The 19,645-nt window shown below is 67.5% G+C and carries 19 protein-coding genes; 8 read left to right on the forward strand and 11 right to left on the reverse strand.

Going from position 1 to position 19,645, the window contains the following annotated elements; all coding sequences use genetic code 11:
• Positions 1-58 precede the first annotated feature (58 nt).
• A complete protein-coding gene (locus tag ACZ5R1_RS06980; protein WP_464712946.1) occupies positions 59-2,452 on the reverse strand; it encodes a DEAD/DEAH box helicase in 2,394 nt (797 codons plus the stop codon).
• A gap of 178 nt (positions 2,453-2,630) precedes the next feature.
• On the opposite strand from ACZ5R1_RS06980, the gene ACZ5R1_RS06985 reads away from it, so the two are divergent.
• The 3 genes from ACZ5R1_RS06985 to ACZ5R1_RS06995 all read left to right on the forward strand — a co-directional run bounded on the left by ACZ5R1_RS06985 (position 2,631) and on the right by ACZ5R1_RS06995 (position 5,191).
• Positions 2,631-3,992 (forward strand): cation:proton antiporter, encoded by a 1,362-nt coding sequence (locus ACZ5R1_RS06985; RefSeq protein ID WP_027598983.1) that lies wholly within the window; start codon positions 2,631-2,633, stop codon positions 3,990-3,992.
• A 29-nt stretch (positions 3,993-4,021) separates the two neighbouring features.
• A complete protein-coding gene (gene trhA / locus ACZ5R1_RS06990) occupies positions 4,022-4,648 on the forward strand; it encodes a PAQR family membrane homeostasis protein TrhA (protein WP_464712947.1) in 627 nt (208 codons plus the stop codon).
• A gap of 144 nt (positions 4,649-4,792) precedes the next feature.
• Positions 4,793-5,191: a septal ring lytic transglycosylase RlpA family protein gene (locus tag ACZ5R1_RS06995; RefSeq protein WP_007160522.1), complete on the forward strand. Its 399-nt coding sequence runs from the start codon at positions 4,793-4,795 to the stop codon at positions 5,189-5,191.
• Positions 5,192-5,197: 6 nt separating this feature from the next.
• Here ACZ5R1_RS06995 and ACZ5R1_RS07000 read toward each other — a convergent pair whose 3' ends face one another.
• Complete coding sequence (locus tag ACZ5R1_RS07000) at positions 5,198-6,214, reverse strand: GGDEF domain-containing protein (protein ID WP_464712948.1); 1,017 nt, start codon at positions 6,212-6,214, stop codon at positions 5,198-5,200.
• Positions 6,215-6,461: 247 nt separating this feature from the next.
• On the opposite strand from ACZ5R1_RS07000, the gene ACZ5R1_RS07005 reads away from it, so the two are divergent.
• Together ACZ5R1_RS07005 and ACZ5R1_RS07010 are read left to right on the forward strand one after the other, a co-directional pair.
• Complete coding sequence (locus ACZ5R1_RS07005; RefSeq protein WP_074584648.1) at positions 6,462-7,094, forward strand: DJ-1/PfpI family protein; 633 nt, start codon at positions 6,462-6,464, stop codon at positions 7,092-7,094.
• Positions 7,088-7,711 carry a glutathione S-transferase family protein gene (locus tag ACZ5R1_RS07010; protein WP_464712949.1) on the forward strand — a complete coding sequence of 208 codons (624 nt, stop codon included), beginning with the start codon at positions 7,088-7,090 and terminating at the stop codon, positions 7,709-7,711. The genes ACZ5R1_RS07005 and ACZ5R1_RS07010 overlap by 7 nt, the downstream gene beginning before the upstream one ends.
• A 3-nt stretch (positions 7,712-7,714) precedes the next feature.
• Here the strand turns inward: ACZ5R1_RS07010 and ACZ5R1_RS07015 are convergent, their stop codons facing one another.
• Complete coding sequence (locus ACZ5R1_RS07015; protein ID WP_051119454.1) at positions 7,715-8,701, reverse strand: LysR family transcriptional regulator; 987 nt, start codon at positions 8,699-8,701, stop codon at positions 7,715-7,717.
• A gap of 239 nt (positions 8,702-8,940) precedes the next feature.
• Here ACZ5R1_RS07015 and ACZ5R1_RS07020 point away from each other — a divergent pair, with 239 nt between their 5' ends.
• The 3 genes from ACZ5R1_RS07020 to ACZ5R1_RS07030 are packed head-to-tail and all read left to right on the forward strand — an operon-like array spanning position 8,941 to position 12,503.
• A complete protein-coding gene (locus ACZ5R1_RS07020) occupies positions 8,941-10,236 on the forward strand; it encodes an MFS transporter (RefSeq protein ID WP_007160515.1) in 1,296 nt (431 codons plus the stop codon).
• Between the two features lie 16 nt (positions 10,237-10,252).
• Positions 10,253-11,482, forward strand: coding sequence for a Zn-dependent hydrolase (locus ACZ5R1_RS07025; protein ID WP_464712950.1), 1,230 nt, complete (start codon positions 10,253-10,255; stop codon positions 11,480-11,482).
• A gap of 1 nt (position 11,483) precedes the next feature.
• Positions 11,484-12,503 carry a histone deacetylase family protein gene (locus ACZ5R1_RS07030; protein ID WP_464712951.1) on the forward strand — a complete coding sequence of 340 codons (1,020 nt, stop codon included), beginning with the start codon at positions 11,484-11,486 and terminating at the stop codon, positions 12,501-12,503.
• A gap of 38 nt (positions 12,504-12,541) precedes the next feature.
• Here the strand turns inward: ACZ5R1_RS07030 and ACZ5R1_RS07035 are convergent, their stop codons facing one another.
• The 8 genes from ACZ5R1_RS07035 to ACZ5R1_RS07070 form a co-directional block, all read right to left on the reverse strand.
• Positions 12,542-12,889 carry a cupin domain-containing protein gene (locus tag ACZ5R1_RS07035; RefSeq protein WP_007160512.1) on the reverse strand — a complete coding sequence of 116 codons (348 nt, stop codon included), beginning with the start codon at positions 12,887-12,889 and terminating at the stop codon, positions 12,542-12,544.
• Positions 12,890-12,991: 102 nt separating this feature from the next.
• Complete coding sequence (locus tag ACZ5R1_RS07040; RefSeq protein ID WP_115946498.1) at positions 12,992-14,020, reverse strand: ABC transporter substrate-binding protein; 1,029 nt, start codon at positions 14,018-14,020, stop codon at positions 12,992-12,994.
• Complete coding sequence (locus tag ACZ5R1_RS07045; protein ID WP_464712952.1) at positions 14,011-15,147, reverse strand: NAD(P)/FAD-dependent oxidoreductase; 1,137 nt, start codon at positions 15,145-15,147, stop codon at positions 14,011-14,013. Before ACZ5R1_RS07045 ends, ACZ5R1_RS07040 begins: the two co-directional genes overlap by 10 nt.
• Positions 15,144-16,505: an FAD/NAD(P)-dependent oxidoreductase gene (locus tag ACZ5R1_RS07050; protein ID WP_144948444.1), complete on the reverse strand. Its 1,362-nt coding sequence runs from the start codon at positions 16,503-16,505 to the stop codon at positions 15,144-15,146. Before ACZ5R1_RS07050 ends, ACZ5R1_RS07045 begins: the two co-directional genes overlap by 4 nt.
• Complete coding sequence (locus ACZ5R1_RS07055) at positions 16,502-16,792, reverse strand: (2Fe-2S)-binding protein (RefSeq protein WP_007160508.1); 291 nt, start codon at positions 16,790-16,792, stop codon at positions 16,502-16,504. The genes ACZ5R1_RS07050 and ACZ5R1_RS07055 overlap by 4 nt, the downstream gene beginning before the upstream one ends.
• A gap of 17 nt (positions 16,793-16,809) precedes the next feature.
• On the reverse strand, positions 16,810-17,604 hold the full coding sequence (locus ACZ5R1_RS07060; RefSeq protein ID WP_464712953.1) for an ABC transporter permease: 795 nt from the start codon (positions 17,602-17,604) through the stop codon (positions 16,810-16,812).
• A gap of 4 nt (positions 17,605-17,608) precedes the next feature.
• Positions 17,609-18,475, reverse strand: a complete 867-nt coding sequence (locus ACZ5R1_RS07065; protein ID WP_027598974.1) for an ABC transporter permease — start codon at positions 18,473-18,475, stop codon at positions 17,609-17,611.
• Positions 18,472-19,491 carry an ABC transporter ATP-binding protein gene (locus ACZ5R1_RS07070; protein WP_027601612.1) on the reverse strand — a complete coding sequence of 340 codons (1,020 nt, stop codon included), beginning with the start codon at positions 19,489-19,491 and terminating at the stop codon, positions 18,472-18,474. The genes ACZ5R1_RS07065 and ACZ5R1_RS07070 overlap by 4 nt, the downstream gene beginning before the upstream one ends.
• Positions 19,492-19,645 lie beyond the last annotated feature (154 nt).

Below are 19,645 nucleotides of genomic sequence, written 5' to 3' on the forward strand. Positions count from 1 at the left end.
TGTAGGAGCGGCCCATGGCCGCGATCGGTAGCATGACCCTCGGCGACTCCCGATCCGCTTAACGCCCGAAGCGCCCACCGCGCCGCTCGCCGCGACCCTGGCGGCGGCCGCCCTTGCCCTGGCCCTTTTCCTGGCCACGCGGCCGGCGTCGACGGGACAACTCCCGGGTGATGGCGTCGTTGAGCAGGTCGCGATGGTCCTGGCCGCGTTCCAGGGCCGGAAACAGCCCGGGCAGGCTGCGGGACAGGTGCAGATAGGTCTCCACCACGTGCAGGGCGCTTTCCAGTCCGGCGAGATCGGTGCCCATGGGAATGCGCGGCAGATCCACCGGCTCGCCGCGGGCGACGCTGCGCAGCCAGCGCTGGGCCTGGCTGCTGGCCGGGCCTTCCAGGCCGCCACGGATCGGGGTGCAGGCGAAGATCCAGCGCAGCTGGAAGTCGATACCGGGCAGGTCGATCAGCTTGATCCACTCGGCCAGCTCGTCGGGCAGTACCGAGACGAAGGCGTCGCCATAGTTGATGTTGCGATTGAAGGTCAGCCAGGTGCGCAGCAGGCTGGGCTCCTCCATGAACTCGGACAGCGCGCGCAGGTGTTCCAGGCTCGGTCGCACCTGGAACTGGTGCAAATCCACCGGATCGTCCGGGCTGTGGAACAGCCGCTTGATGTTGCGCAGTACATGGGGCTCCAGCGCGGTGATTTCCCCTTCGGCATGATGACCGAACCGTCCGGCGCGCCCACCGATCTGCTTGACCTCCTGCACCCGCAGCGGCCGGTTCTCCACCCCGTCGAATTTCTCGTCGGTGTAGAAGCACAGGGTATGGGCCGGTAGGTTGAGGCCCATGCCCACGGCATCGGTGGCGACCATGATCTCGGTCTCGCCTTCGCGGAAGCGCCGCGCCTGTTCCCGCCGCACTTCCGGCGAGAGGGCGCCATAGACCACCGACACCCGGCGGCCGGCCATTTCCAGCAGGCCCTTGAGTTCCAGCACCACCCGGCGGCTGAAGGCCACCAGCAGCGAACCCGGTTCCAGGCGCTCCAGGGTGGTGGCGTGGCGCGCCACCGTGACCGGCGACAGGCGTTTGGTGGGCTTGATCTCCAGGCGGTCCTCGCACAGCTCGCAGAGGGTGCGCAGCGAGGGTTCGATCAGCGCCGGGCCGGTCATCAGCAGGCGCTTGGTGTGGGCGCTGACCAGGGCATCGACCCAGGCCCAGCCGCGCTGCGGATCGGCCAGCATCTGCACCTCGTCGACCACCACCACTTCCCACTGCTGGCGGCGGAAGCGGGCGAATTCCTCCACGGTGCAGCAGAAGTGGGTGGCGCCCGGGCGGATGATCTCCTCCTCGCCGGTGACCAGCGAGCAGGGTACGCCAAGGGATTCCAGGCGCTCCTGATTTTCCAGGGCCATCAAGCGCAGCGGCGAGAGGTAGATGGCATGGGTCACCGCCGCCATGGCCTCGATGGACCTGTGGGTCTTGCCGCTGTTGGTAGGGCCGAGCAGGGCGGTCCAGGTGCGGGTCAGGCGGCGGGCCGGATAATTCTGGTGGTACTGGCCGAAGCGCGGATTGTTTTCCAGCAGCACCGCGAAGGCCATCTTCTCGCGCTGCTGGGTCACGGCGTGGCGCAGCGCGCGGCGCAGCTTGTCGGCTTCCAGGCGCATCAGCTCCTGCAGGCGCGGCGTGCCCAGCTGGTGCAGATCGAAGTCCAGGGCATCGGCTTCGCCCACCAGCACGGCGAAACGCTCGCGCAGGTCCGCCTCGGCTTCGGCCCTTAGCGCGGCGACATCGGCGTCACTCAGCAGTCGGCCCTGGTTGGCCGCCAGCCGCCGGGGGATCTCCAGGCGAATGTCCTCGTGGGTCAGCACCACGTTGAATCTCAATTCGTGGCGCGTTTCGTTGAGCACCTCCACCGCCCGCGGCAAAAAGTCGTCCAGGCGGATCAACGCCTGGGGCACCCGCTCCAGCACCCGCTGGCGATCCTCGTCCGCCATTTCGGCGAAGGGCGCCGCCAGGAGGCCGAGCCGCTCGCGCACGGCATTGCCCAGACGCTCGCTGACCGCGGCGGCAAAGGCCTCGGCCGAAGCGCTGTCGGCCAGATTCAGCGCCCAGTGGGGTTCGAGCAATTCGCTCGCCGCGCCGCCGGTAAAGAGCTTTTCGCTGCCGAAGACATCCACCGGATAGCCGAAGGTCTTGCCGGCATTGAGCAGCGTCTGGCCCAGCAGGCTGTCGGGATCGGGCGCGCTGCCGACGGCGACCGCGGTGGCTTCGTCGAGACCCAGCCAGAAGGCCTTGGCGATACGACCCAGGTGCGGCAGGGGATAGCCCGAGTAGGGTTTGAACCAGAGTTCCTGGTGCTGCTGCTTGGCGACGAAGTCGGGATGGGTGCGGCCGGCCCAGTCGAGGAAGCGCTGCAGGCGTTCGAGGCGGCGTTGCTTGCGGAGGCGGTGATCGCTCATGCGGGTAGGGGCTTTCCTTGGGACTATAGGGCATGGGACCCCGGCCAGGGCCACGGGGTCACCCGGAGGCGCGCCATTCGGCAGATAGGGGGCACGTGGCTACGTCGGCGCAGTCTCCATCAGAAGGGTGACGTCTGCTACCCGCTCTTCCTTCTCTGTTCTGGATCACGCTACCCACATGACTTTTCTCGTCTGGGTCGGGGTATTGGGATCGCTGTTGATGATCCTCGCCCTGACCTCCGCCTATCTGCGCTGGCTGCCGGTCACCACCTCGGTGGTCTGCCTGGCCTTCGGCATGCTCATCAGTCCCATCGGCCTGGGCCTGGCCGAGGTCGACTTCCAGCAATCGGCGACCTGGATCGGCCACCTCACCGAGGTGGCGGTGCTCTTTTCGCTGTTTGTCAGCGGCCTCAAGCTGCGCCTGTCCTTTCATCGCTCTTCCTGGCACGGCGCCTATCTGCTGGCCGGGCCGGTGATGATCTTCAGCATCGCCGGGGTCTGCCTGGTCGCCCACTACCTGCTCGGTCTGCCCTGGGGCGTGGCCCTGCTGATCGGCGCCATCCTCGCGCCCACCGACCCGGTGCTGGCCGGGCTGGTGCAGGTCAACCACGCTCAGGATTTCGATCGGGTGCGCTTCGGTCTCTCCGGCGAGGCGGGCCTCAACGACGGCACCGCCTTTCCCTTCGTGCTGCTCGGTCTGCTACTCCTGCAGCATGGCGAACTCCAGTGGGGCTGGACCCTGGAGTGGTTTCTCAAGAATGTGGTCTGGGGCGTACCGGCGGGCCTGCTGCTGGGCTATGCCATGGGCAAGGGGGTCGGGCGGCTGATGATCTTCCTGCGCACGCGGCATGGCGACAGCACCATCTCGCCCAACGATTTCCTCGCCCTGGCGCTGATCGCCCTGTCCTATGTGCTGGCCGACGAGATCGGCGCCTTCGGCTTTCTCGCGGTGTTCGCCGCCGGCCTGGGCCTGCGCCAGGCCGAGGTACAGACCTCCGGTAATGCGGAAACGCCTTCCGAGCAACTGGCGCAACCGGTGATCGGGCATCTCACCGGAGCGCCGGAGCGTGCCACCGTGGCCAACGCCGAGGACATCGAGGAGCCGCGCATGGCCGCCGGGGTGATGATGGGCGACATGCTCGCCTTCGGCAGCCTGGTGGAGCGCTCCTTCGAGGTGCTGCTGGTGACCCTGCTCGGCGTGGTGCTGATCACCCACTGGGACAGCCGCGCGCTGCTGCTGGGCGCCTTGCTGTTCGTGGTGATCCGCCCGCTGGGCGTGGCGAGCATGCTGCCCTTCACCCGCATCGATCGCCACCAGGGTGCGCTGATCGGCTGGTTCGGCATCCGTGGCATCGGTAGCCTGTATTATCTGTGCTACGCGCTCACTCATCAGGTCACGGCCGACTGGGCCGGGACCATCGTCGACCTGACCCTGTCGGTGGTGGCCTTGAGCATCGCGGTCCACGGGATTTCCATCCAGCCGCTGCTCGACCGCTACGAGCGCCTCACTGCCCGTCGCGAGGGCTCGGCGAGACCCTGAGCCCATTTGCGACCTACACCGGAGGACGCATGTACTACGGCGAACGTCTCAATGCCTGGACCCATCTGGTCGGTGCCCTGCTGGCCATGGCCGGCGCCATTGCCCTGGTGGTACTGGCCAGCCTGCAGGGTGATCCCTGGCGCATCGTCAGCGTGGCCATCTATGGGGTCGCGCTGGTGATCCTCTACAGTGTCTCGACCCTCTACCACAGCGTGAAGGGGCGGGCGAAACGCCTGTTGCAAAAGCTCGATCACCTGTCGATCTATCTGCTCATCGCCGGCAGCTACACGCCGTTCTGCCTGGTGACCCTGCGCGGTCCCTGGGGCTGGACGCTGTTCGGCATCGTCTGGGGGCTGGCGCTGATCGGCATGGCGCAGGAGCTCAAGCCGCGTTCGGAGGCGCGCATCCTGTCGCTGGTGATCTACGCCACCATGGGCTGGATCGTGCTGGTGGCGGTGGGACCACTGCTGGATCGCCTGGGCGGCGAGGGCTTCGCCTGGCTGGCGGCCGGCGGGGTGCTCTATACCGTCGGCATCCTCTTCTTCGTCTTCGACGATCGCTTTCGCCACTGGCATGGCATCTGGCACGGCTTCGTCATGGCCGGCAGCGCCCTGCATTTCGTGGCCATCCTCAGGTACGTGCTGCCGGCGCCCTAGGGCGGTCTTGAGGGGCTCGTCACAGATGGGCTGGCCGCTGGCCATCCCTGGCGAACCTCCCGGGGGCGCCCGGGTTCAGAGCTAGCTGAATCCACTCCCCGAGCGTTGCTTTCCCGAAAACCAAGAAAAAGAGGAAGGTGAAACGTGTTCATCCGTCCCAGATCCCTCGTGTTGCTTCTGATACTTGCCTGCACCGCCTGCCAGGAAAAGGACGCCAAGACCGTCGCGGCACCGGTCAAGAAGGAAGCCGGCTTCGAACAGCGCGGCAAGGCCTCCTTCTACTCGCGCAAGTTCCACGGCAAGGAAACCGCCAGTGGCGAGACCTTCAACAACAACGAACTGGTCGCCGCCCACAAGACCCTGCCGCTCGGCACCCGGGTCAAGGTGACCAACCTGGAAAATGATCGCGCCGTGGTGGTGCGGATCAACGACCGCGGGCCCTATATCCGCGGCCGCATCATCGATCTCTCCCGCGCCGCTGCCCGGCGGGTGGACATGGTCGACGACGGCACCACCGCGGTTAAGGTGGAAAAGCTGGAGTAGCGGTCCTCAGCGGATCCAGACTACCTGGTCCTTGCCCTGGCGCTTGGCCTGGTAGAGACCTTCGTCCGCCTGGCGCAGCAGCTCGTTGAGCGACAGCTCCGGCGCAAGGCGAAGCGCCCCGGCGCTGAAGCGGATGCCCAGGGGGGCGGCCTCGGCCAGGCGCGCGCGCAGGGTTTCCAGCAGGTGGCTGATCCTTGCCTCGTCGAGGCCGCGGATCAGCAGGCCGAATTCCTCGCCGCCCAGGCGGCCGCCCTCCAGCCGCGGATCGAGTCGATCGAGTTCCCGCGCCGTGGCGACCAGCACCTCATCGCCCACCTGATGGCCGTGCCGGTCGTTGATCTCCTTGAAGTTGTCGATGTCGAGCATGACGAAATGCCTGGCTTCCCATCCGCTCTCGCCCCGCGCCGCGTCCAGCTGTTGCAGGAGCTTGCGGCGGTTGGCGATCCGGGTGAGTTCATCGGTTTCCGCGAGAATCCGATAGCGCTCCTTGAGCCTGAAGGTCCGTAGCATCCACTGGCTGTTGGCGTGGTTGTAGGCGATGCCGATGGCCAGGGCGACACTGACCAGCAGCCCGACCAACTGCTCCGGCATCGCGCTGGGTATCAACCGGTCCTGACCGATGAAGAGGATGAAGCCGGCGCCGGCCAGGGTGATGAGGTAGTGGGAGAGGCGGTAGGTCAGGCCGCAGGTGCCCAGGATGATGATGAGGGCGACGGGCAGATTCCAGTAGTGACCCACGGCGCCGCCATCCTGGATCTGGATGCGGAAGGCGAGGGCGAATGCCCAGATGTTGCCGGTAAAGGTCAGACTCATCATGCGTGCGCTGCGCGCCACGCTGAGCAGGGCGCTGATCGCCAGCAACAGCAGCATCAACGCGAAATAGCGTGCCTTGTAGGGACTGCCGATCAGCGGATTGCACCACAGGGTCAGCGGCCACATCGCCAGCATCAGCGGCTGCAGCACCAGCAGGGGCGTGCGCAGCACCCGCCGGACGTGCTGTTCATAACGAATCTCGTTGTCCATCGACATCTCGAAAGGGGGTAAGGCCGATGGGCGATGACAAATCGGCCGGTGGCTCGGCCAGGGTGTGTCACTGTAATGGCTAAGTGCCATGGCTTCCAGTGCTCCAGCGTCGTCGTTGCCCGGCTTAGAGCGGTTTGCCGATGATTGGCATGACTGTATGGCCAGCCCGGTGCGGCACTGTATCTGGTCGAACGGCAGAGTCGCGGCCAAGAATCCTTGGATCGACAGCAAGCCCTTGGTAGCTCCCATGCACCTCGCCATCCTCACCTTCGAAGGCTTCAACGAACTGGACTCCCTCATCGCCCTGGGCCTGCTCAATCGCATCAAGCGGCCGGACTGGCGGGTCTCGCTGATGGCGCCCACGCCTTTCGTGACCTCCATGAACGGTGTTCGCCTGGAACGTCAGGCCGGCTTCGACGAACTGACGGACTGCACCGCCGTGCTGGTGGGCAGTGGCAGCCGTACCCGGGAACTGGCGCGAGACGCCGCGCTGCTGGAACAGCTGGCGGTGCTCGATCCCGGGCGCCAGCTGATCGGTGCCCAGTGCTCCGGGACGCTGCTGCTGGCGCGCCTCGGCCTGCTCGACGGCGTACCCGGCTGCACCGATCTCACCACCAAGCCCTGGGTGCAGGAAGCCGGCATCGAGGTGCTGAATCAGCCCTTCTTCGCCCGCGGCAACCTGGCCACCGCTGGCGGCTGCCTGGCTTCCAGCTACCTGGCGGCCTGGGCCATCGCGAGGCTGCTGGGCCGCGACGCGGCGGCCGAGGTGCTGCATTACGTGGCACCGGTGGGCGAGAAGGAGGACTATGTGCAGCGCGCGCTCGGCAATATCGAGCCCTATCTCAGCCATCCATCCCGGGAGGTCGCCTCGGCATGCTGAAGATTCTTGGTCGCGTCTCTTCGATCAACGTACGCAAGGCGCTCTGGTGCCTCGATGAACTGGGCCTGGGCTATGAGCGCGAGGACTGGGGCGCCGGCTTTCGCTCAGCGCAATCCGCCGAGTATTTGCAGTGGAATCCCAATGGCCAGATCCCGGTCCTGCTGGACGGCGACTTCGTGCTCTGGGAGTCCAACAGCATCCTGCGCTACCTGGCCAACGCCCATGGCGGCGAGGCGCTGTATCCCACCACACCGCGCGCCCGGGCGCGGGTCGATCAGTGGCTCGACTGGCAGGCCTGCGAACTCAATCCGGCCTGGAGCTATGCCTATCTGGCGCTGGTGAAGCAGCAGCCACCGGAACCCGATCCGCAACGCCTGGCGCAAGGCATCGCCGCCTGGAACGAGCGCATCGCCATTCTGGAAGCCCACCTGGCGCAGCACGGCCCCTATGTGGCCGGCGAGTCCTTCAGCCTGGCCGACATCGCCCTGGGCCTGTCGCTGCACCGCTGGCGCAGCACCCCGATGGAGCGCATCGCCGCGCCGGCCATCATGGCCTATCTCGAACGCCTGGCCACCCGCCCGGCCTGGGCCTGCTATGCGAGCGATGCCACGCCCTGAGGCCTAGAGCCGCGCGGCGACCTCGGTGGTCGCCAGCAGATGCTGGAAGCCTTCCAGCAGTGCGGTTTCCGCCTGGGTCATGCGCTGTTCGCGGTGCCAGAGCAGGTGCACGTCGACATCGGCCACGCCCTCGCTGGGCGGCAGGCGCCAGAGTTCGCCGGCGGCCACCTCGTCGGCCACCACATGCTGGGGCAGACAGCCGATGCCGTAACCGGCGCCGACCAGGCGGCGGATTTCTTCGAGGCTGGGCGAGGAGGCCACGATACGTCCGGTGAAGCCCTGCTGATCGCGAAAGATGGTGAGCGGCGAGAGGCTGCCGCCAATCTGGTCGCTGGTGAAGCTGACGAAGTTTTCGCCCTGCAGATCGGCCAGCGACAGGCCACTGCGCCCGAACAAGGGGTGGCGGCGTCCGCAGAAGAAGGCGTAGCGCTGCTGCAACAGCACGCGCTGCTCCAGCTTGGGCTGAGGAATACGGCAGAGGGCGAGGCCCAGGGTCGCGGTCTTCTGCAGCAGGGAGCTGATGATGTCCGAGCTGCGCATCACGTCGATCTCCAGTTCCACCCGTGGAAAGCGACGGTGGAAGTCGGCGAGGAAGTCGTCGTAGCAGCGCGACTGGATGCGGCTGATGGTGAGCATCCGCACCTTGCCCACCACGGTTTCCGTCGAGCGCTCCAAGGCAGCGCCAAGGCGGGAGACGTTGCCATAGAGGTCGCTGGCGATCCGGGCCACCTCTTCGCCGGCCTCGGTGAGGGCGAAGCGCGGCCCACGGCGAATGATCAGCGCGCGATCGAGTTGTTCCTCCAGCCGCTTGAGGGCCTGGCTCACGGCTGGCTGAGTCAGGTGCAGCCGTGCGGCCGCACGGCTCACGCTGCCTTCCTGGACGATCACCAGATAGGTACGCAGGAGATTCCAGTCCAGCCGATCGTTGAGAAAACGCCGGCCCTCGGGCAAGGGCGCGGGGGAGAGCGGTTCATCCTGATTATTAGCCATGCTTATAGATAAGTATAAGAATTAGAAAATTGACTAATCTTAGCCCGCCAAGGGATAACGACGTCAAGGCGCCCTAGAGCGTCCTCGATCCTTCTTCCTCTCCTGCCCAACAAGAACGATACCCCCAGGAGTGCTGCGTCCATGTCGCCCTGATCGCCCCTGCCCATTGCTCTCCGTGCGTCCGGCCTTCCAATCCGCCGCGCCGCCTCTCTTTCCGGCAGTCGATAGGAGCACCCTGCATGCCGTCCACCTCTCCTCGTCGCCAACCCAGACGCGCCGCCGCCGCTGCCTTCGTGGGCACCACCATTGAGTGGTACGACTACTACATCTTCGCCACGGCCGCCGCGCTGGTCTTTGGTCAGTTGTTTTTTCCTTCCGAAGACCGCTTGCTGAGCACCCTGGCTGCCTTCGGGACCTTCGCCGTAGGCTTCTTTGCCCGACCTCTGGGTGGCCTGGTCTTCGGCCATATTGGCGACCGCATCGGCCGCAAGAAATCCCTGATCGTCACCCTGCTGATGATGGGCGTGGTCACCGTGCTCATCGGCATTCTGCCCACCTATAGCCAGGCTGGCGTCTGGGCACCGATCCTGCTGATCCTGTTGCGGGTGGTGCAGGGCATTGCCGTGGGGGGCGAATGGGGCGGCGCCGTGCTGATGGCCGGCGAGCATGCACCTGCGGGCCGTCGTACCTTTTTCGCTTCCTTCGCCCAATGGGGCAGCCCGGCCGGCCTGATTCTGTCGATCATTGCCTTTCGTAGCGTCACCAGCCTGCCGGAAGAGGACCTGCTCAGCTGGGGCTGGCGCCTGCCGTTTCTGGCCAGCGCGCTGCTGCTGGTGGTCGGGCTGGCCATCCGCCTGGGCGTGGATGAATCCCCCGAATTCGCCGAGATGAAGGAGCGCCAGGAAACGGTCAAGGCGCCGGCGGCCGAGGTGCTGCGCAGCGCCTGGCGTCCGTTGCTGCTGTGCATCGGTGCCAATACCCTGGGCATCGCCGGCGTCTATTTCACCAACACCTTCATGCTCAGCTACACCACCCAGGTGCTGGAGTTGTCGCGCTCGCTGATCCTCGATTGCCTGCTGTTCGTCGCCCTCATCCAGTTTCTGGTCCAGCCGCTGGCCGCATTGTTCGCCGAGCGCCTGGGCAGCGCCCGTTTCCTGCTGTTGATCGCAGCCCTGGCCATGGCCTCGCCCTATCCGATGTTCGTGCTGGTCAAGACCGGCTCGGCGCCGCTGATCGTGCTGGGAATCGCCCTGGCGGCGGCCTGCATGGCGTCCTTCTATGCGGTGATCGCCGGTTTCGTCAGTGGTGTCTTCGCTACCCGGGTGCGCTACACCGCCATCTCCATGGCCTACCAGATCTGTGGCGCCATCGCCGGTGGCCTCACACCCATGATCGGCACCTTGCTGGCTCACCGCTTCACGGGCGAGTGGTGGCCACTGGCGGTCTTCTACTCCCTGCTGGCCGGTCTGTCGCTGCTGTGCGTGGCCGCTCTGGCGCGCCGTCGGGAAGCGACCGCCCATGTCTCTCCCGCCTGAACACAAGGAATCCACCATGTATCGAATCGATGGCGAGCGTCTCTGGCAGAGCCTTGCCGCCATGGCCGAGATTGGCCCTGGCGAAGCCGGCGGCAGCAGCCGGCTGGCCCTGAGCGAAGAGGATCGCCAGGGACGGGCACTGTTCGGCCAGTGGTGCGCGGCCGCCGGTCTCAGTCTGACGGTGGACCGCATCGGCAACCTGTTCGCCCGTCGTCCGGGCCGTGATGACCAGGCCGCGCCGGTGGTCATGGGCAGTCATCTGGACACCCAACCCAAGGGTGGGCGCTTCGATGGCGTCTATGGCGTGCTGGCCGGTCTCGAAGTGATGCGCAGTCTGAACGATGCGGACATCCAGACCGACCGCCCCGTGGAAGTCGCCGTCTGGACCAACGAGGAGGGCGCCCGCTTCACCCCGGCCATGCTGGGCTCCGCGGTCTTCACCGGGCAACTGCCGCTGGCCGAGGCCCTGGCGACCTGCGACCGGGACGGCATCTCCGTGGCTACCAGCCTGGAGCGCACCGGCTATGCCGGCGACCAGCCGCTGGGGCGGACCTTCGACGCCTATTTCGAGGCCCATATCGAACAGGGTCCGGTCCTCGAAGACGAGGGCCTGGCCGTGGGCGTGGTGACCGGGGGTCAGGCGATCTGCTGGCTCGACGTGTGCGTCCGGGGCACCGCGGCCCACGCCGGGACCACCCCTATGGCCCGGCGCCGGGATGCCCTGTTCGGCGTCGGCCGGATGCTGGCCGCGCTGGAGGATCTCGCATCTCGCTTCGGCGAAGGACTGGTCACCGTGGGGCAACTGGATGTGGCGCGCTCCTCGCGCAACACCATCGCCGGCGAGGTGCACTTCACCCTGGACCTGCGTCATCCCCAGGACCAGACCCTGGCGGCGCTGGAAGCCGCCGCGCGGGAATGCCTGGCCGCCGTGGCCGCCGAGCGCGGCTTGTCGCTGGACGTCCGGCGGCACTGGCTGAGTCCTGCTACCCCCTTCGCCACCGACTGCGTCGCCGCCGTGCGCAATGCGGTCCAGGCGCTGGGCTATCCCCACCGCGACATCATCAGCGGCGCCGGTCACGACGCCATCCACCTGGCCAAGCACTGCCCCACGGCGATGATCTTCATCCCCTGTGCCGGCGGCCTGAGCCACAACGAGGCCGAGTCGGCCAGCTTCGATGACGTCCGCCGCGGCGCCGACGTCCTGTTCAATGCCGTGCTGGCCCGCGCGGGCCATCAGGAGAGATGACATGAAGACCTTTTTCCATCCCGATCAGCGCCTGCACCATCCGCGCAGCTACCTGTCCCGTGGCCAGATGCGCACCCCCCAGGAGGTGCCGGCCCGCCTCGACGCCTTGCTGGCCGCGGTGGAGCGGTTGGGCTATCCCCTCGAACAGCCGGCGGATCACGGTCGCGCGCCGCTGCATGCCGTGCACGGCGAGTCCTATGTGACCTACCTGGAGAATGCCTATCGCGACTGGCACCTGGTACCCGAGGACTGGGGTGACGAGGTGATGTCGAACATCTATATCCGCGAGAACAACCCGCTGCGTGGCATCCTCGGCCAGACCGCCCGCTACCTGGCAGACGGCAGTTGTCCGATTGGCGCCCAGACCTGGGCCGCCGTCTATGGCTCCGCCCAGAGCGCGGTCGCCGCGGCGCGCTGCGTACGAGATGGCGCGCCAGCCGCCTATGCCCTCTGTCGTCCACCCGGGCACCATGCCCGTGCCGAGGCGGCCGGTGGCTTCTGCTACCTGAATGGCGCCGCCATCGCGGCCCAGGAGTTGCGCGCGCGCTTCGCCCGGGTCGCCATCCTCGATACCGACATGCACCACGGCCAGGGCATCCAGGAAATCTTCTACGACCGGGATGACGTCTGCTACCTGTCGATCCATGGCGATCCGACCAACTTCTATCCGGTGGTGGCCGGTTTCGCCGATGAACGCGGCAGCGGGCCGGGCGAGGGCTGCAACCTCAATCTGCCAATGCCCCACGGCGCCTCCGAGGCGGACTTCTTTGCCCGGCTGGATGAGGCCGAGACGGCACTGCGTGAATGGGCGCCGGACGTGCTGGTGCTGTCCCTCGGCTTCGACATCTACGAAAACGATCCGCAGTCCAAGGTGGCGGTGAGTCAGGCGGGATTCGGCCTGCTGGGCGGAAGGATCAAGGCCCTCGGGCTGCCCACGGTGATCGTGCAGGAAGGGGGATACGACCTGGAAACCCTGAGCGACAACGCCGAGCGCTTCTTCCGCGGTTTCGACGGTCGATGACAGCCGGCCCCCGACGCCAGTGCCGGGGGCTCACCTGATCAGGCAAACACGAAATACTTGCGCACCGTCTCGACCACTTCCCAGGTGCCTTTCATGCCGGGTTCGACGACGAAGATGTCGCCGGCTTTCAGGTGGATGGGCTCCTGGCCATCGGGGGTGATGATGCAGTAGCCCTCTTGGAAGTGGCAGTACTCCCACTTCACGTAGTCGACGCGCCACTTGCCGGGGGTGCAGATCCAGGTGCCCATGATCTTGCTGCCGTCATCGGAGGTGTAGGCATTGAGGTTGACGGTATGGGGCTCGCCTTCGATGCGCTCCCATTTGCAGGCATCGACCACGGGCAGGGGTTGGGTGTCGCGCAGAACGGTGATGGGCGGGTTGGCCATGGCGGCTCTCCTGGTGATGGAAGCCGCCAAGGGTGAAGGGTCGCCCCGAAGCTGGGTTGTCCAGGGTCGACACCTAACGGCGCATTTGCGCTATCAGAGCGACTAGCGCTCCACCTGCCGATTCCAGCGGGCGTTCCACTGCGGCCGCACCTTGTTCACTTCGTCCCAGTCGATGGTCACGGCGGTCTTCAGGTAGTTCTGCATGGCTTCCACCTGGCCGCGGGTCTTGTCGGTGGTGGGGGTGTTGGGGTTGGACGGGATCTGGTCGCCCAGTTCCAGCGCCGGCGCCTGGGCCTCGGGGGTCAGCAGGTATTCCGCCAGTTGCTGGGCCAGCTCGGGCTGGTCGTTGTTGGCGGTCACGCATTCGGCGACGTTGAGCACCACGGCGCCTTCCTTAGGCGGGGCGTATTCCACCGGGATGCCCTTGAGCTTGAGCGCGGTAACCTGGGTGGGCGTCAGCGGGAACAGCGCCGCCTCGTCGGTCTGCACCATTTCCGAGAGCTTGGCCGAGCTGGGGATGTACTCCAGCACATTGGGGCCGACGGTGGTGGGCCAGGCCTTGAAGCCCGGATCGACGTCCTGCTCGGTGCCGCCCTTGAGGCGGTTGAACATCAGGAAACCGTGCAGGCCGAAGGTGGACGAGGACAGCGACTGGAACACCACCTTGCCCTTGTACTTGGGATCGGCGAGGTCCGCCCAGGAGGTCGGCGCCGCCCAGCCCTTGTCCTTGAACAGCCGGCTGTTGTAGGCGAGACCGGTCACGCCCAGGCTGACGGCGGCTGCCTGGTCCTTGATCTTGGCCTTGTCGGGGATCTGCGCCAGGGCCGCGCTGGGCTTGAGCGGACTGCACAGATTCATGCCGATGGCGCGGTACATGATGCCGTCGTCGAGAAACATCACATGGATCGGCGGCTTCTGCGGACTGGCCTGGACCTTGGCGAGGATGTCCGCCGAGGTGCCGGGCACGATCACCACCTTGACGTTGTGCGCCTTCTCGAAGGCGGGCAGCACGCTGTCGGCATAGAGGCGCTCCATGGTGCCGCCATTCATGCCGAGGTAGAGCGTCGGTTCGGCCACGGCGGCCAGGGGCAGGCCGGCGAGGGCCACGAGCAGGGCAGGGGTCAGGCGCATGTTTGGGAACTCCTGGGCTGGGATGGGAAACGGGCGATGGAAAAGGCCTGCAGGCTGTGCCGGGGGGCGCCCTGCAGGATGCACTCGGCCAGGGCTTCGCCAGCCGCCGGCCCGATCTGGAAGCCCGCGCCGGCAAAGCCGAAGCCGTGCAGCAGGCCGGGGGTGGTGAGACTGGGGCCGAGCACCGGCTGGTGATCCGGCAGATAGCCCTCGACGCCGCTCCAGGTGCGGATGGCCTGGGCACCGCTGAGGGCCGGATAGAGTTCGGCGGCGTTTCTCAGGATGTCGAGGATGGCCAGCTGGCCGGGGCGGGCGCGGTCGGCGTCGAGGGCGAAACCGCGCCCGCCGCCCAGCACGCAATTGCCCCGCGCCACCTGGCGGGCATAGATGCCGCCGCCTTCCACGCCGGTGCTCGCGGTCATGAAGAGAGGCAGCGGTTCGGTCACCAGCATGGCCGGATGGGCCGCGGTGAGAGGGACCGGCTCGCCGAAGCGGGCGGCCAGCTCCGCGGCCCAGGCACCCGCGCAATTGAGCAGCCAGGGCGCGCTCAGGATCAGGCCGCTGTCGGTGCGGATCTGGAAGCGCTGGCCGTCGTGCTCGACCGCGGTCACGGCGGTCCGTTCGAGGATGCGGGCGCCGGCGCGGGCAGCCGCCTGGGCGAAGGCCGGGGAGACCAGGCGCGGATTGGCGTGGCCATCTTCCGGGCAGAAGGAGGCGCCCACGGCGATGTCGCCGACCCAGGGAAAGCGCCGGCGCAATTCGCCCCGGTCGAGCAGTTGCAGATCGAGGTCGAAGCCCTGACTGGCCTGGGCATAGGCCTGCAGGGAGGCGAAGTCGGTATCACTGCGAGCGAGCTTCAAGTGGCCGGATCTGAGGTATTCGCCATCGGTACCCAGCAGGTCCCGTAGACCGCCCCAGATCTGATGGGCGCGACTGGACAGCGGCAACTGCACCAGCGGGCGGCCCTGGCGGCGCACCCCGCCGTAGTTGACGCCACTGGCCTGGGCGCCGCAGAAGTTGCGTTCCAGCAAGGCGACGCGCTGGCCGCCCTGGGCCAGGAACAGCGCCGCGCTGCTGCCGACGATGCCGCCGCCGATGATCAGGACATCCACGTCCAGCCGACTCATGGCGCCAGCTCCACGCCAAAGGGCAGCGGCTTGATCGGCGCCTGGGCGCGCAACCGGCCGATCTGGTCCAGCGGGCGACCACTGGCGCAGGCGATCAATTCGGCCGCCGCCGCGCCGCAGATGCGCCCCTGGCAGCGACCCATGCCGACCCGGCAGGTGGCCTTGACCCTGTTGATTTCCCAATGGCCCTGGGCCACGGCGGCGCGGATCTCGCCGGCGCTGACCTGTTCGCAGCGACAGACCGTGACTTCGTCCGGCGCCTTGGCCGCCCAGTCCGCGGGGAAGGGAAAGGCCCGCTCCAGGCCCTGGCGAAACACCTCGAAGCGCACCAGGCGTGCCTGCAGGGCCTGGATGCGCGTCCTGTCCACCGGCACGCCGCGATCGTCCAGCAGACTCAGGGCCGCCAGTTCGCCCGCCAGCTCGGCGGCGTCGGCGCCCTGGATACCGGCGCCGTCGCCGGCCAGGTAGACCCCGGTTTGACTGCTGCGCCCACCCGGATCCCGCACCGGCAACCAGGCGCGATTGAGGTCACTCCAGGCGAAGTCGCAGCCCAGCAGGTCGGCCAGCTGGGTCTCGCTGCGCAGCGTCTGGCCAAAGCCCAGGGCGTCGCACTCCAGCCGGTGCGCCTCACCATCGGCGGCGCGCCAGCGCACGGCGTCTACTCTGCGCTCGCCTTCGACCGCCAGGAGCTCGGCGCCCTGGTGCACGGGTACGCCGTGCAGTGCCAGCCAGCTGCGGTAGTAGAGGCCCTTGGCGAAGGTGGCCGGTTGACCGAGCAGGGCCGGGGTGGCAGCGGCCTGGTCGCGGAAGGGCGCGCTGTCCAGCACCGCCAGCGGCTTGGCCCCGGCCTTGGCGTATTGATAGGCGACCAGATAGAGCAAGGGGCCGGTACCGGCCAGCACCGGGCGGCTGCCGATGGCGCAGCCCTGGAACTTGAGCGCCACCTGGGAGGCCCCCAGGCTGTAGACGCCGGGCAGCGTCCAGCCCGGTACCGGCAGGATGCGGTCGGTGGCGCCGGTGGCGACGATCACCTGGTCGAAGGCCAGGCGATCGACATAGCGGCCCTGGCTCAGGGTATCCAGGGCGCGTGCTTCGGCATTCCACACCAGGGTGTCGGGTCGATAGTCCAGCTGTGCCTGCACGGCTTCCAGCGCGCCGTGCAGCGCCTGGGCCTTGCCGGCTTCGAAGCCGTACAGCGCCTTGCTCGGCCGCCGGAAATTGCCCGGTTGCTGGCGATAGATCTGGCCGCCGCCGCGGGCGCTTTCGTCGAGCAGCACCGGCTCGAGGCCATGGGCGACCAGGGTCTGGGCCGCGCGAATGCCCGCCGGTCCGGCGCCCACCACCACGACGGCGCTCACAGCGGCCGCCCCGGATCGCGGCTGACCTGCTGGCCCGCTTCGAGAAAGGTGGCGCAGGCGCGCACCCGGCGACCGTCGGCCAGGCGCACCCAGCAATCCTGGCAGGCGCCCATCAGGCAGAAACCGGCACGGGGTTCGCCGCCGAAGTCGCTACCGCGCAGGTGATCGCTCTGGGTCAGGATGGCGGTGAGCAGGGTATCGCCCTGCAGGCCCTCGGCCGGCTGGCCGTCGAGGGTGAAGGCCAGGGTCGGGCGGTCGCGTTCGGCCACCCGCTTGAGCAGTGCCATGGAGGGGTCTCGGCTGTTCATTGTTTGCCCACCAGCACGCGATCCAGGCCATAGATGCGGTCGAGCAGGATCATGGTGGCCGCGGTGAGGGCGATCACCAGGGCCGACACCGCCGCCATCATCGGGTCGATGGATTCGGTGGCGTAGACGTACATCCGCACCGGCAGGGTCTGGGTCGCCGGGGAGGTGACGAAGATCGACAGGGTCACCTCGTCGAAACTGTTGATGAAGGCCAGCAGCCAGCCGCCGGCCACCCCGGGCAGGATCATCGGCAGGGTGATGCGGCAGAACAGCGTGGTGCGACTGGCGCCCAGGCTCTCGGCGGCCTGCTCGGCGCTGCGGTCGATGCCGATGGCGGCGGCGATCACCAGGCGCAGCACATAGGGGGTGATCACCACCACGTGGGCCAGCACCAGCCAGCTGAAGCTGCCGTTCACCCCCAGCAGGGCGAACAGCCGCAGCATGGCCACGCCCAGCACCAGGTGCGGGATGATGATCGGCGAGAGGAACAGGCCGTTGAGAAAGCCCTGGCCGGGAAAGCGGTAGCGGGTGATGGCCAGCCCCGCCGGCACCGCGATCAGCGTCGCCAGGGTGGCCGACAGCGCCGCCAGCTGCAGGCTGTTGTAGAAGGCGGTGAGGAAGTCCGCCCGCTCGAAGACGGCGGCGAACCAGCGCAGCGAGAAGCCGGCGGTGGGCAGGCTGAGGGTATTCTCCGGGGTGAAGGCCACCAGGCAGACCACCACCAGCGGCGCCAGCATGAAGATCATCACCAGGGTATGGAAGGCGAGCCCGAGCGGGCCGTTGCGGGTCATGAGGTCAGACTCCCAGGGCACGTTTGTAGCGGCGTTCCACCAGGCGATTCCAGCCCAGCATCACCAGCAGGTTGAGCAGCAGCAGGGCCACCGCCAGGGTGGCGCCCATGGGCCAGTTGAGTTCGGCCAGGTACTGGTCGTAGATCAGGGTGGCGACCATCTTCAGCCGGCGTCCGCCGAGCAGGCCGGGGATGGCGAAGGAACTGGCGGCCAGGCCGAAGACGATCAGCGTTCCGGAGAGCACCCCGGGCATCACCTGGGGCAGCACGATGCGGCGCAGCACCGTCAGGTGACTGGCGCCCAGGGACAGCGCGGCCTGTTCGGCGGCAGGATCGAGTTTCTGCAGCGAGGTCCACACCGGGATGATCATGAAGGGCAGCATCACGTGGACCAGGCCGACGACTACCGCGAAGGGGGTGTAGAGCAGCTTCAGCGGGCGCCCGCCCAGGGCCACGATGGCCTGGTTGACCAGGCCGTCGGCGCCCAGCAGCAGACTCCAGCCGAAGGCGCGCACCACCACCGAGATCAGCAGCGGCGTCAGCACCAGGATCAGGAAGATCGAGCGCCAGGGCGCGCCCATGCGACTGAGGACGATGGCCTCCGGCACTCCGATCAGCACGCAGAGCAGGGTGACCAGGGCGCTGATCCAGAAGGTGCGCAGGAAGATCTCGTAGAAATAGGGATCACCCAGCAGGCTCAGGTAGTGGGCCAGGGTGTAGCTGCCTTCCTTGATCCCGGTTTCGTAGTCGAAGACGTTGAAGGACAGCGCCAGGGTCAGCGCCAGGGGCGCCAGCAGCAGTCCGGCAAACAGCACCAGCGCCGGGGCGCTGAGCAGATAGGCGCGGCCGGTGCCGCGCAGCAGGGTGCTCATGCCGCGGCCTCCGCGGCTTCCAGGCGGCGCAACAGACCGTCGTCCCAGTGCAGGCCGACGCGCTGGCCCTCGTCCAGCGGCGGCAGTCCGTCGTTGCTGCGCAGCACCGACACCTCGCCCAGCGCCGTCTCCAGGCGATACAGCCACTGGCTGCCAAGGAAGAAGCGGGTCAGCACCCGCCCTTGCAGACGCCCCTCACCAGCAGGACGCAGCTCGATCTTTTCCGGCCGCAACGAGATCGCCAGGGCGCCACCGGCGGCGATCTGCGGCCGGCCCTGGGCATCCAGGCTGCCCGGCAATAGGTTGGCCTTGCCGACGAAGTCGGAGATGAATCTGTTGCGCGGATGCTCGTAGAGCCGATAGGGCGCGTCCACCTGGGTGATGCGCCCGGCCTCCATCACCACCACCCGGTCGCTGATGGACAGCGCCTCGGACTGGTCGTGGGTCACCATCAGGGTGGTGATGCCCACCTCGCGCTGGATGCGGCGGATCTCGAACTGCATCTCTTCGCGCAGATGGGCGTCCAGGTTGGACAGCGGCTCGTCCAGCAGCAGCACCGGCGGGGCTATCACCAGCGCCCGCGCCAGGGCCACCCGCTGGCGCTGGCCACCGGAGAGTTCGCGCGGATAGCGCTCGGCGTGCTGGCCCAGGTGCACCAGGCCCAGGGCTTCCTCGACGCGGCGGGCGAGTTCGGCGCCCGCCACCTTGCGCATGCGCAGGCCGAAGGCGACGTTGTCGCGCACCGTCATGTGCGGGAACAGCGCATAGCTCTGGAAGACCACCCCGAGGCCGCGACTGGCCGGCTTGGCGTGGGTGATGTCCTGGCCGTCGAGCAGGATGCGCCCGCTGCTGACCTCGACGAAGCCGGCGATCATCTGCAGGGTGGTGGTCTTGCCGCAGCCGGAGGGGCCGAGCAGGGAGACGAATTCGCCGCGCTCGATGGCCAGGGTCGAACCGGCCACCGCGTAGCTGTCGCCGTAGCGCTTGCTGAGATTGTCGAGAGTCAGGAAAGCCATGGCCGCAATGCTCCTCCGGTCGCGCCCACGGGGACGGTGGGCAAGGTTTTGGCAGGGCGAAAGACAGCCTGGATCTGGACGTTGGCGCTCGCTCGAATGGCGGCGTCCGGTGATTGTGAGTATCGCCCTATGGACCTGAAGGTAAGGGCGACCT

The sequence above is a fragment of the Pseudomonas sp. Pso3 genome (genome assembly GCF_055393275.1).

What these genes read in the sequence shown, in the direction of transcription:
- ACZ5R1_RS07030 (WP_464712951.1), top strand. Translation starts at nt 11,484, where the DNA reads ATGAAGACCTTTTTCCATCCCGATCAGCGCCTGCACCATCCGCGCAGC.
- ACZ5R1_RS07045 (WP_464712952.1), bottom strand. Translation starts at nt 15,147, where the DNA reads ATGAGTCGGCTGGACGTGGATGTCCTGATCATCGGCGGCGGCATCGTC.
- trhA (WP_464712947.1), top strand. Translation starts at nt 4,022, where the DNA reads ATGTACTACGGCGAACGTCTCAATGCCTGGACCCATCTGGTCGGTGCC.
- ACZ5R1_RS07015 (WP_051119454.1), bottom strand. Translation starts at nt 8,701, where the DNA reads ATGGCTAATAATCAGGATGAACCGCTCTCCCCCGCGCCCTTGCCCGAG.
- ACZ5R1_RS06985 (WP_027598983.1), top strand. Translation starts at nt 2,631, where the DNA reads ATGACTTTTCTCGTCTGGGTCGGGGTATTGGGATCGCTGTTGATGATC.
- ACZ5R1_RS07040 (WP_115946498.1), bottom strand. Translation starts at nt 14,020, where the DNA reads ATGCGCCTGACCCCTGCCCTGCTCGTGGCCCTCGCCGGCCTGCCCCTG.
- ACZ5R1_RS07035 (WP_007160512.1), bottom strand. Translation starts at nt 12,889, where the DNA reads ATGGCCAACCCGCCCATCACCGTTCTGCGCGACACCCAACCCCTGCCC.
- ACZ5R1_RS07070 (WP_027601612.1), bottom strand. Translation starts at nt 19,491, where the DNA reads ATGGCTTTCCTGACTCTCGACAATCTCAGCAAGCGCTACGGCGACAGC.
- ACZ5R1_RS07065 (WP_027598974.1), bottom strand. Translation starts at nt 18,475, where the DNA reads ATGAGCACCCTGCTGCGCGGCACCGGCCGCGCCTATCTGCTCAGCGCC.
- ACZ5R1_RS07055 (WP_007160508.1), bottom strand. Translation starts at nt 16,792, where the DNA reads ATGGCACTGCTCAAGCGGGTGGCCGAACGCGACCGCCCGACCCTGGCC.
- ACZ5R1_RS07020 (WP_007160515.1), top strand. Translation starts at nt 8,941, where the DNA reads ATGCCGTCCACCTCTCCTCGTCGCCAACCCAGACGCGCCGCCGCCGCT.
- ACZ5R1_RS07000 (WP_464712948.1), bottom strand. Translation starts at nt 6,214, where the DNA reads ATGGACAACGAGATTCGTTATGAACAGCACGTCCGGCGGGTGCTGCGC.
- ACZ5R1_RS06980 (WP_464712946.1), bottom strand. Translation starts at nt 2,452, where the DNA reads ATGAGCGATCACCGCCTCCGCAAGCAACGCCGCCTCGAACGCCTGCAG.
- ACZ5R1_RS07025 (WP_464712950.1), top strand. Translation starts at nt 10,253, where the DNA reads ATGTATCGAATCGATGGCGAGCGTCTCTGGCAGAGCCTTGCCGCCATG.
- ACZ5R1_RS07005 (WP_074584648.1), top strand. Translation starts at nt 6,462, where the DNA reads ATGCACCTCGCCATCCTCACCTTCGAAGGCTTCAACGAACTGGACTCC.
- ACZ5R1_RS07010 (WP_464712949.1), top strand. Translation starts at nt 7,088, where the DNA reads ATGCTGAAGATTCTTGGTCGCGTCTCTTCGATCAACGTACGCAAGGCG.
- ACZ5R1_RS07060 (WP_464712953.1), bottom strand. Translation starts at nt 17,604, where the DNA reads ATGACCCGCAACGGCCCGCTCGGGCTCGCCTTCCATACCCTGGTGATG.